Source organism: Ewingella americana ATCC 33852 (assembly GCF_000735345.1).
Lineage (GTDB): Bacteria > Pseudomonadota > Gammaproteobacteria > Enterobacterales > Enterobacteriaceae > Ewingella > Ewingella americana.
In genome coordinates, this window is record NZ_JMPJ01000091.1 from 1 (window position 1) to 281 (window position 281).

1 other RNA gene is annotated in these 281 nt (G+C 59.8%); it reads left to right on the forward strand.

The features are described from left to right. The first annotated feature begins 38 nt into the window (after positions 1-38). Positions 39-136, forward strand: a non-coding RNA gene (locus GEAM_RS22955) — RtT sRNA. Positions 137-281: the final 145 nt, after the last annotated feature.

Consider the following 281-nt stretch of genomic DNA (forward strand, 5'->3'; position numbering starts at 1 on the left):
TACGGTCGAAATGCCTCAAAACCGCAGTCAAAAATGGCGCTGAGCGAACGGTTCGAGACCAAAGGCTCGAGCCGAGCGAAGCGAGACAGCGTTGCAAAGCAACGACCCGAAGGGCGAGGCCAGAGGCCGAGTAATCCTGAAGCGAAGGTACCGCCTAAGCGGCGGCATTTTGCGGTGGATAACGGAAGTATCTGAAACACGTTCACCCCACGAGCGAAGCGCGCAGTAAAGAGCCGGGGATTCTCAAGGGGCGCGGCGATAGGCGCCCCTTGAGGCCGGTG